The 10598-nt window shown below is 45.7% G+C and carries 7 protein-coding genes and 1 pseudogene; 1 reads left to right on the top strand and 7 read right to left on the bottom strand.

Annotated elements, in window-relative coordinates:
- Positions 1–318 precede the first annotated feature (318 nt).
- From ACFPYJ_RS00340 to ACFPYJ_RS00320, 5 genes are all read right to left on the bottom strand, one after another.
- On the bottom strand, positions 319–1299 hold the full coding sequence (locus ACFPYJ_RS00340; RefSeq protein WP_379186038.1) for a metallophosphoesterase: 981 nt from the start codon (positions 1297–1299) through the stop codon (positions 319–321).
- Between the two features lie 54 nt (positions 1300–1353).
- The gene (locus tag ACFPYJ_RS00335; RefSeq protein WP_379186037.1) at positions 1354–2112 is read right to left on the bottom strand and encodes a Cof-type HAD-IIB family hydrolase; all 759 of its coding nucleotides are present in this window, start codon (positions 2110–2112) and stop codon (positions 1354–1356) included.
- 112 nt (positions 2113–2224) lie between these two features.
- On the bottom strand, positions 2225–3823 hold the full coding sequence (locus ACFPYJ_RS00330; protein WP_379186036.1) for an extracellular solute-binding protein: 1599 nt from the start codon (positions 3821–3823) through the stop codon (positions 2225–2227).
- A gap of 34 nt (positions 3824–3857) precedes the next feature.
- The gene (locus ACFPYJ_RS00325) at positions 3858–4808 is read right to left on the bottom strand and encodes a carbohydrate ABC transporter permease (protein ID WP_379186035.1); all 951 of its coding nucleotides are present in this window, start codon (positions 4806–4808) and stop codon (positions 3858–3860) included.
- Positions 4808–5671 (bottom strand): ABC transporter permease, encoded by an 864-nt coding sequence (locus tag ACFPYJ_RS00320; RefSeq protein WP_379186034.1) that lies wholly within the window; start codon positions 5669–5671, stop codon positions 4808–4810. The genes ACFPYJ_RS00325 and ACFPYJ_RS00320 overlap by 1 nt, the downstream gene beginning before the upstream one ends.
- Before the next feature lie 242 nt (positions 5672–5913).
- Here ACFPYJ_RS00320 and ACFPYJ_RS00315 point away from each other — a divergent pair, with 242 nt between their 5' ends.
- Complete coding sequence (locus ACFPYJ_RS00315; protein ID WP_379186033.1) at positions 5914–7062, top strand: GntR family transcriptional regulator; 1149 nt, start codon at positions 5914–5916, stop codon at positions 7060–7062.
- A gap of 72 nt (positions 7063–7134) precedes the next feature.
- Here ACFPYJ_RS00315 and ACFPYJ_RS00310 read toward each other — a convergent pair.
- Positions 7135–7221: pseudogene (locus ACFPYJ_RS00310) on the bottom strand (group II intron maturase-specific domain-containing protein); the annotation flags it as partial.
- A 243-nt stretch (positions 7222–7464) separates the two neighbouring features.
- Positions 7465–10593: an efflux RND transporter permease subunit gene (locus ACFPYJ_RS00305; RefSeq protein ID WP_379186031.1), complete on the bottom strand. Its 3129-nt coding sequence runs from the start codon at positions 10591–10593 to the stop codon at positions 7465–7467.
- Between the last annotated feature and the right edge of the window lie 5 nt (positions 10594–10598).

Below are 10598 nucleotides of genomic sequence, written 5' to 3'. Positions count from 1 at the left end.
AAACCATGTCTCAAACAAAAAGAGAAACCCATCGCTTCAGAAAAGAGTGGGTTTCTCTACAGCCTGACGGGACCCCAAAAGGTCCCGTTTTTCTTGGTGTATAAGGGTTTCTGATGCAGTAATTACATCTTCGAACGGAGTTTTCGTGACTTTTACCGTTACCTTTCATTTGTGACTTTCTAAGAGAACACCGCTATTAATCTCAAAATCAGTGCTTCACTGTTAGCCTAACATTGAAAAGCTCCCCTTGCCCTTTGCTTGCTTTTTGTCTATGTTCCTCCGACTTCTGTTTTACCTCTAGCCATTCGGGAAGGATTCTCAATGCTCCTTCACAGCTTTACTTATTTGAGAAGGATAACAGAAAGTGCTCCATTCGACAGATGCCTCTGGTATCTCCAATCTCTGCCGTTGGAACGGCAAGCTTACCCGATATCCGGAAACCTCCTCATAGGCTCCGGTCTGAGGATGCACCACGGAAAACTCCAATTCATCTTTGTCCGCGAGGAATCGCATGATGCGAAATCTCCCCTCGCCGCCGCAATGAGTCATCTGCCAGTTTTGGAACGATTGAAATACGGGATTGCCGTTGTCGCCAAGATCCACACGGTAGCTGACGTTCCCCGGAACATGATGACCGGAGAACACTGCAATGACATTCGGATGCTTGCGCAGTGATTTTTGCCACACATCTTCGCCATCGTTGGCATCGAATGATCCGGGATAATTCTTCGGATTTAGGTTGTCGTCGGCTTTGGTTCGTTCTCCACGGATGTTCATGTAGCAATGCGTGATGACGATCGCTTCGTGGTCTTGGTGCGCTTCCAGCACGCCGTCTGCCCAAGCCAGCACTTCGTCGCGCGGGCCGAATTCAAGGGCGAGCACCAGCAGCTTGCGGCCTTCTGCATCCAGCTTGACAAACATGTTCTCGGCGCTATCCTCTTTGTACAACCCACCGAACCATTGCTGATTGCGGTACAACTGCGGTCCGAAGTATCGATTATACATCGTAAGGCTGCGGTCTTCACTCAGTAGATTGTCGTAATCGTGGTTGCCGGGACATATCACGAACGGGATGTTCGCTTCCCTCAGCCGATCCATGGTGTCAAAAGCCGCCACGAACTGCTCTTCGTCGTTCGCGCCGGAATCGACGATGTCGCCCAGCTGCAGCACGATTTTCACATTAAGTTCCTGTGCGTGATCCACAATCCAACCGGCCATTGGCTCAAGCAGATGCGGGTGATTGCGCGTGACAGACTGTGTATCCGGTATAATGATAATGGAAAATGAATTTCGGTTCATCGATATCGTTGCTCCTTAAGAATCAATTTTAGTAATATATTACCTGCAAAGAGTTTAGAAAAAGTAACGTTGGATGATGTCAGCTACGCCATCCTCCTCGTTGGATAGCGTGATCTCGTCCGCCGCCCGTTTTACGTAATCCTGTGCGTTGCCCATCGCCACACCCAGACCGGCCGCACGAATCATCGAGACATCGTTTAAGCTGTCACCGACAGCGATCACCTCATCCATACGGATGCCGAACATACCGCACACCTCGAGCAATCCGCTTCCTTTGTTGCGGCCCGGAGGATTGCACTCGATATTCGTGATATGAGAGTTGCTGATTTCCAACATGCTCCACGAATGCAGTTCCTCGTAGATTTCCTTCAAACGATCGGCATCCTCCGCCTTTATAGCGACTTGCAGCCATTTTGCCTCATGCGCCTTCATAGGATCCCAGTTGTCATAGTCAAATTGTCCGCCTGCAACCTGCACCCAAAATCTGATATTTCCTTCATGCTGCCGAAGAACTTCGACGATCCGCTCCTTCGTCTCCGCATTCATCTCATAGCGGCTGTGCAGCTCTCTTGGCGTCTTCCAAACCTCGCTTCCGTTGCTGACGACAACCGGCAAATCGAAGTTAAGCGATTTAGCATGCTCCAGCACGCCTCTAATGGGCCGGCTGGTGGCCAAAATGACTTTCACATCCGCTTCTAAAGCCGCTTGAATCCATTTACGGTTTTGCTCGGAAATTTCCTGTTTCCGGTTCAACAATGTACCGTCCATATCCAATGCAATCATTTTGAAACGAGTCGTAATTTGTTGTGCCATGTGCGGTTCCTCCTGATCGTGGTTCCAGTTTATTGCCCAAACTTGGTGCACAAAAAAAATCAGGCACCCATACGTCCATACGTTCGGACGCCTGATTTATCCATACTGCTATTTATTCGGATTTCGGTTTGGATTTATCTTTCTGGAGCAAGTTTACTTCTTCTATGAGCTTATTTCCTCCGGCGTTTTCCCACTTTTTCAGCTGGTCAAGCCAATCTTGCTTCGTCAGCTTATAATTGATGGCCGCGCCTTCGACAGTCGCTTTCATGTAATCCTCATACAGCTTGGTGCCTTCCTTCATTTCAATCGGGCTGATGACGCCTCTATTCCGGTAATCCGGATACGTAGTTACGAGGTATTCGTCATACTTTTTCTTATAATTGTCAAACTGGTCAGCGAATCCGTTCTTTTCAAAATTTTTCTTGACCAATTCCCAATCTGTCATCGCTTCCTCGTACGGCGTGATGGTCCCAAACGGCTCTAACTGCGCTTCCTGATAATCCGGTTCCCTGTCCACGTCAAGTATTTCTTCTTTACTTCCGTCGCTCGCCACAGTATATGTTTTGCCCTCAATGCCGTATCTGCGAAAATCGTTTCCGTCCGTCAACTGCCAGTTCAGAAAACGGAAGATGCCTTCCGGATCTTTCGCTTTGGAGGACACATAAAAACCGCGGTCCATCGGCACGATGGCGCGTACTCCCCCTTGAGATCCGTCAGGACCGACAAGCGGTGAGATGATGCCGACTTTGGCTTCGGGATTCACTTTTTTGATATCGCTGAGAACCTGTAAGTAATTGACGTAATTGTTTGGAAAGATGGCCGTCTTGCCCGATATGAATTTTTCGATCGCTTTTTGCTGGTCTAAGACGACACCAAAATCAGGATCCAGCAAGCCTTTTTTGCTCAAATCTTGAAGCCAAAAATTAAAATTGATCAGTTTCTCGTTCGCAAAAGGAGGAATGATTTTATTCGGATCCTCCTTGGACGGTTCCCAACCATCATGCGCCGCACCGAAAGAGGTAGCCAAATCTTTCAAATACCAACGGGTTCCAATCGTCAGCGGAATCGTATCGTTTTTACCGTTGCCGTCCGGATCGCTGTTTTTCAGCTTTTCTAATGCCGCATCAAGTTCATCAATTGTTTTCGGCTCCGGAATGTTTAATTTCTCGAACCAGTCCTGACGGTACATGAGCATGAAAGGAACATAAGGGCTGACCGGATTCGGAATAAAGTAAATATCGCCCTTTTCATCCTTTAACTGATTCCAAAGAAAATCCGGAAACGCATTCTTGATTGCAGGATATTTTTCAAGATAGTCGTTGATTTTAAGATACGCTCCTTGTTGTTGGGCATCGCGAAAAACGGGATCGAATGGACCGGATCCCCACATCACATCCGGAATGGAGCCCGAAGCCATGATGGCGTTCACTTTCTCATTGTACGGCCTTACCGGAATAATTTGCGCATCGATCTGAACATTCCCCTGTTTAAACAGCTCCTTCTCGTATGCGCCGCCCTTTTGGTAAGTAGCAGGTCCCCAAACCGGACGCAAATATGAAAACTTCGTCGGTTCGGCGGATGCCTCGGAGGACTTTTGATCGGACGCCGAGTTATTGCTTTGGGTGTTGTCCGCGGATTTGGCACAACCTATCATCGACCCTGCAAGAAGTACAACCGCCATAATTGAGCCTGAATACTTTTTGAGTTTCATGTTTCACTCTCCTGAATATTAGTTTTATGTGAAATTACCCTTTCACCGAACCCAATAGAATGCCTTTTACAAAATACTTTTGCAAAAACGGATAAACAAGCAGAATCGGAACAATCGCAAAAATGATTGTCGCGGCTTTGATATTTTCAGCAGTGACCACCGTTTTTTCCATTGACATCGCGTCACTGGCAGAGCCCATATTTAACATGTTTTGGTCGATAATGATAGACCGCATAACAACCTGCAGCGGCCATTTGGAGTTGTCGCTGATGAAAAACAACCCATTGAAATAGTCATTCCAATGTCCGACTGCATAAAACAATCCGATGGTTGCGAGGACTGCTTTTGACAACGGAAGCACAATATTCCACAATACGCGCAGATGCGATGCCCCATCAATGAAGGCCGATTCCTCCAATTCCTGAGGAATGGACCAGAAAAAATTACGCATGAGAATGAAATTGAAAGGCGATATCAGTCCGGGTATAATCAACACCCAAAGCGTATTCAACATCCCCAAATTTTTTAGAAGCATATATTGAGGAATAAGGCCCGCTCCTATAAGCATGGGTATAATCACGACCCATATAAAAAATTTGTAGCCCGGAACGTATGTCTTGGATAATCCATAGGCCGCCGAGGCGGTTAAAACCAGATTCAGGAACGTTCCGACTACCGTTACGAATACCGTAATGCCGAACGATCGAATCAGTATCGAAGTCGAAAAGATGTACTTATAGGCCTCAATCGTAAAGTCATAAGGGACGAACATCATCGGATGGGCGATGATCGCTTGAGCTTCGCTAAACGACTTGGCCAAAACGTTAACCATTGGATACAGGGTAATGATCCCCGAAAAAGCCAATAGGAGATAGATGATAATTTGCGCCCAAAGCGGGTTATCATCCAGATTACGGTAAAGCTTTATCGTAGATGTACGGATTTGCTCGGGACGAGTAGCTGAAGCTTCTGAAGTTGAAGGCATTACCATAGCGACCTCCCTTCCAATTTTTTTACTATGGAATTAGCGGCAACAATCAGGATCAACCCGACAAATCCTTTGAATAACCCTACCGCTGTCGCCACTTCGAAGTTCGCATCGAGCAAGCCAACCCTGTACACATAAGTATCGATGATGTCGGCTACATCCAGTACAGCAGGATTATAAAGCATGTAAATTTGATCGAAGCCGGCATCCATCAGGTGCCCAAGATTCAAGACAAGCAGGAGAACAATCATCGGTCTGAGGCCCGGCAGCGTTACGTGCCATATTTGCCTCAGCTTCGATGCGCCATCCACTCTGGCCGCTTCAAACAAATGCGGATCGATCGCCGACAAAGCGGCTAAGTAAATGATCGCACCCCATCCGAATTCTTTAAGAATTCCGGTAATCACGAGCAGTGCCTGGAACATTCCGGGGCTGGTCAAAAAATTGATAGGCTCCATTCCGTAACCTTTAAGAATGGTATTGATGATTCCTATCGGCCCGATAAAATTGATGACGATTCCTGAAAATACAACCCAAGATAGAAAATGCGGGAAATACGTAATCGTCTGGACCCATCTTTTAAACCACATTCGCCTTACTTCATTCAGCAGAAGCGCAAACAGGATCGGGATAGGAAACCCTGCGATAAGCCGGTACATATGGATCGAGATCGTATTTTTGAACACTTGCTGAAATTTCTCTGAAGAAAATATATAGACGAAGTTATCAAAACCGACCCAAGGACTTGCCCAAATCCCTTTGTACATTTGGAAATCTTTGAAAGCAATCAGCAAGCCGTAAAAGGGAATGTAAGCAAATATTAAAAAATAGACGATTCCAGGCATGAACAATAAATACAATAGCCTATACTTCCAAATTCTAGATTTAAGCAAGCTCCGTATCACCCCTATAACTTGAATAAATGATTATGTTGTATATATAAGTACAATATTAAGATAGATGAAATTTGTTTTCGAGGTGTCAACTCTTCTTATAATTGTTGTAAATTCTACTCTTTTTTAACACCCTATCGCTTTACAACACACACTTGTATAAGTTATATATTTATATATAATACAAACACATGTGAAAGGGCTGAATTATGGATAAATCTGTGAAGCGTGTTCCGCTGTATAAACAAATCGAACAATATTTATTAGATCAAATTAGACTAAATAATTGGCAGCCTAATCATAAACTTCCCTCTGAAACTGAATTGGCGGAAAAATTTAATGTAAGCCGGCTAACTATAAAAAAAGCCATGCAAAATCTAATGGAAGAGGGACTTTTATATCGAATTCAAGGGAAAGGAACGTTTCTCTCATCCAATCTCTCTGGTGAGCCCATTGCCTACTCGATGGATTACAGTGATTCAGATAAACAATCAGTCGCCTTCATTACGCCTCTTGCTAAAACCATTCGTTCCTTACATTTAATAAATGGTATAGAGGAGGAGTTGTCAAAACGCGGGTATCACATGATCTTTTGCAAAACATTCAATTCGAAGCAATTGGAAAAACAAATGATTCAAGAGGTCATCAGGAAGGGCGTTTCCGGAATTATCATTTATCCCGTGGAAGGTGAAACATACAACGAAAAAATTTTAGAGCTTACTATAAATCAATTTCCGCTTGTCATCGTAGACAGATATTTACAGGGCTTAGATACGAATTACGTGTGCGCCGATAATGTTCAAGGCGCGTACGATGCCACTAACCACTTAATCGAACGAGGACATACCAAAATCGGCATTATTTCAACTCATAGTCAAGGTACAAGCAGCATTAAAGATCGTCTTACTGGTTATGAAAAAGCTCTTGCAGAACATAACATTCCGATTGAACACCGGCTTCGTATCCTGCATTTTCATGTCGATCAGGTCAATCAAATTATTTATAATGGGATAATAAGTGAATACATTAAGGAGGAACTGCGTCTATTTCTGAGGCAAAACCCCGATATGACTGCGGTCTTTGCCGTGAATTCGGCAATCGGCCTTTCCGTAATGGAAACAGCGATAGAAATTGGGCTGCGTATACCCGAGGACCTTTCGGTTATCTTTTTCGATGACTACGAATATTCCGGCTATTCAAAGATTCCGCCAACCTATGTAAATCAACATGAATACGAGATAGGTACGGAATCCGCAAAATTGATAATTTCCGTTATAGAAAATCCGGATCAAGAACGTCAAAAGGTGATAATTCCAACAGAGCTAGTGGTCAGGAAGTCAACTGCAAATCACTTTTAACTTCACTCAGCTTACTTCGGTACGTACGCTCGATCCCTTATTTTTTCGGGTAAATATCCGATTCACGACTTCTCAGCCCTTCGCTTCCCAATAGGGAATCGGAAGGGCGTTATTCGTGTTACGGGACATTTCCCACGCACCACGTCTGGAGTTGGCCAATGATGATCAGATTATTTGTCAAAATCGTAAATGGAATAAAGCTCTTGTCACCCGACAGCAACATTGTGTAATCAGGAATGTCTCTCTTGTTCTTTCAGTGAACAGCGCTTGAAACGGCTGCACAAAAACGCAAAAGCTGCCGACGGACCGGCAGCTTGGAGTCTTTCATTAAAATATCGATTCTGAATCATTTATCGCTGACGGACCACGCTAAGAGCGGGCTACGCATCATAGAATGATTCTTTATTGGGATACGACAGGTTTTGTGTTAAACTTTTTTTTCCTCACTACCAATGGTTTATGATAATGCATCCATTCATACATCATCGGAATGACCAGCAGACTGATCATCGTCGAACTGATCATACCGCAAACGACCACAGTTCCCAGCGTTTGTGAAACGATGGTATCTGCGCTGCCGGAAATGCATAGGGGAAAAAGGGTTAATATGGTCGCCACTGCCGTCATCAAGACCGGACGTACCCTGGATACGGTCCCCTGCAGAATCGCTTCCTTTGGATTCATTCCGCTTGACAAGTTGCGCTCAATTTTATCCACAAGAACGATTCCGTTGGTGGCCACGATCCCTGAAAGCATCAACAATCCGACGAGTGCGGCAAGATTCCATTCCCCTCCCCAAACCAGCATGCCGAGTATGGAGCCGATAAAAGCCAGAGGAATGCAGATCAACACGGTCAACGGAGCTCTCCAACCCCGGAATACAATACTTACAATGAGTAAAATCAGCAGAATGGATACCGATATAGCAATGCCCATTCCAAAGATCATTTGCTCCACTTGAGCGGAAATTCCGTTGATCGAGTACTGAACTCCGGAAGGCAGCTCCAGCTGATCGATCATATCCTTCACCTGCCCGGTTACCTTTTCCACATCTCGTGAAGTGATATTGGCCGTCACCACCGAAAAGGGCCGCCCTTCCCGTTCCCGTATAACAGACAATCCGTTACCGGCGCTGACGGATGCGATTTGGTTCAACCGGACGTCTTGACCTTCTTTCCCCTTGAATGTTTCTCTACCCAGGAAAGAAAGAATCTCTGTTTCCGGACTTGTCATAGCGGATGCTCCACTGATATTTTCCAGAAGATCGGTATAGATTGCAAACGGGATCGTTTCCTGATTCCCAGTCTTTACATCGACCCTAGTTCCTTCCGATAAATACTCCCGAATCCGTTTGAAGACTGCCTCCGGCTGCACTCCTGTTTGCTCAACCGAATCCCGGTTGAGTGATATTTGAAACCTGGGAAGGGCTTCTTTATCGTCGGCCGTACCCACGACACTGAGTCCTGGAACAAGCTGCAGCTTGCTTCTGATGATTTTAGCAGCGTTGTCGAGCGTGACACCGTCCGCTCCGGAGAGATCGATCTTCAGCTGCGAATCATCCCCGGAAATATTTTGATTCGTTACGGTACAAATCGCCGTGCCCGACAGATTCGGAAGCTGCTTTTGCAATTCAGCAGTCACTGTATCGATATCCGCATCTTCTTTGGTCGAGACGACAATATTGGCGATATTATCGCCTTGAATCCAACCTCCGCCGGCGTCGAATACATCGTCAAATTGGGGAGTAAAGGAAGAGCCGAGAACGGAAGAGAATGTCGCTATGTTTGCATCCGACTTTAAGGTTTGTTCCATTCTTCTCACAGTCTCATCCACTTGCGGCAAGGAAGTACCTTCAGGAAATTCCAATTGAACGTTGATTTGTCCGGAACGATTGGTCGGCAGAAAGTTCACCGGCAGAAAAAAAGAGCCTACTACCGCAATCAAAAACATCAGACAAAACGCTGTGGTGATCTTCCCTTTTCTTAGAAAAGTCCAGCTTAACACTCTATGCGAGATAGGTTCGATCGAGATCGCGGAATTGTTCGTACGTCCTTTATGCCAAAGGAGGTAAAGCGCTGGGACAACAAATACGGCAACCAATATCGACGTTAGGAGCGCAATGACAACCGACCATGCAAACCCGGAGAAAGCAGAGCTAATCATGCCTCCGACCAGAGCGATAGGAATGTACACGGCAACGGTTGTCGCTGTCGAGGATACGATTGCAGGTATCATCTCCCGTACAGCTTCGGCTAAAAGAACCGAATTCACTTTCTCCCGGGATTCATGAGCTTTGCGGTACATATTGTCAAGAATAACAATCGAATCGTCAACAACCCTGCCCATGGCCACAATCAGGCCGGATATGGTGAGAATGTTCAGACTAATTCCCATGGTTTTTAAGAGTCCCGTTGTGGCCAGGAAGCAAATGGGAATGGACAAAGCAATGAGCATGGTGGACCGTATATTCCGGAAAAAGAGAAAGACGCAAACTATCGAAAGCAGGCACCCTAGCATCCCTTCTTTGAACAGACCATTCAAAGAAGATCTCACCTGTTCACCCTGGTCGAAAAGCACAGTCAGCTTGATATCTCCCGGCCCAAAGCCCGGAATGTCTTGGATCCGGTCATGGATTCTTTCGGATACTTCGGTAATGTTGGAGGACGGAGTTTTCAGCACATCAAAAACGACGCTGGCCGTTCCATCCGTCCGAGATATCGTTTTCAGATCAATCATCGATTTCGAAACATCCCCTATGGCGGAGAGAGGAACGCTATGTCCGGCCGCATCATGGATAGGGAGCTGCTCTAAATCCTGTTCGCTTTGATTCCACCCCGATGCCTGGAGGGGTATCGACACTTGACTGTTCGTTATATTCCCCTGCGCCCACGTCGAATGAATCCCGAAAAGAGATTGCTTCACATCATCTATCGTCAATCCGGCTTTTCTCAAATCCGCTATCCGAAGAGATAATACATAGCCGTTGCTTCCTGCACCGGTCACGCGTACTTCGCTTACTCCCGACAATGCTTTCAGTTCATTGCTTACTTGAGCTTGAACTGTTGTGCGAAGCGTATTATCGTCCACTTTCCCAGACGGACTTGTCAGACTCAATCTCATCATCGGAAAGGAACTCGTACTTACCCGCGTTACAGTTGGCTTGCTCGCATCCGTCGGTAAAGACACATGATCCAGCGCAGAAGTGACATCGCTTTCCGCACGGTTCATATCGTAATTCAAAGGGAAATACATGCTTATCAAAAGCCCGCCGTCAAAACTGTTAGTTTCCAAGGTTTCAAGACCATTTACCTTTCGGACCGATTGCTCAATAGGCCCCGAAATGGAAGCTTTTATTTGATCCGTCTGATAATCCTGTGCGTGCACGGAAATCATCAGCGTAGGGTTATTGATCGGCGGCAAATAATCCCGCTGCATCTGGTAAGCGGATATTCCTCCCCAGACCAGAATGATAACGATAGATGTAACAATTAATACCGCCCGTTTCATGATTGTTTCTATAAGTGTGTTCATCTATT

The sequence above is a fragment of the Paenibacillus solisilvae genome, from assembly GCF_042656405.1.
GTDB classification, from domain to species: domain Bacteria; phylum Bacillota; class Bacilli; order Paenibacillales; family Paenibacillaceae; genus Paenibacillus_Z; species Paenibacillus_Z solisilvae.
Note: the sequence above shows the minus strand (reverse complement) of the source record. Positions and strands in the feature narration are given on the sequence as shown.